At 81.1% G+C, this 302-nt stretch carries 1 pseudogene; it reads right to left on the bottom strand.

The window, feature by feature from the left end:
- Positions 1-302, bottom strand: a pseudogene (locus VR44_RS40015) (PP2C family protein-serine/threonine phosphatase); the annotation flags it as partial.

Genomic DNA, 302 nt, shown 5'->3' with positions numbered 1-302 from the left:
CAGTGGCGGAGGTGCACGGCCGCGACCCGCGCCGCGAAGTGCAGGGCGGCGGCCTCGTGGTCGGTGAAGGCGGCGCCGGTGCGCACCGCGAGGAGGATCCCGTACGAGGTCCCCTGCCGGGCCAGCGGCACGGACAGGCCGTGCACCGGGGGGCTGCCGGGGCGCAGGGTCCAGCTGCGCAGCGGATGGCCCTCGTCGACCGCGCGGACGGCGTGCCGTCCGGCGGGTACCGGGGCGGGGGCCGGGGCGCGGAGCAGGCCGACGGCTCCCGCCGCGGCGACGCGCCGGGTGCGGCCCTCGAC

Source organism: Streptomyces katrae (genome assembly GCF_000966975.1).
GTDB lineage: Bacteria > Actinomycetota > Actinomycetes > Streptomycetales > Streptomycetaceae > Streptomyces > Streptomyces katrae.
The sequence above is the reverse complement of the archived record's forward strand: the minus strand, read 5'-3'. Positions and strand labels throughout refer to the sequence as shown.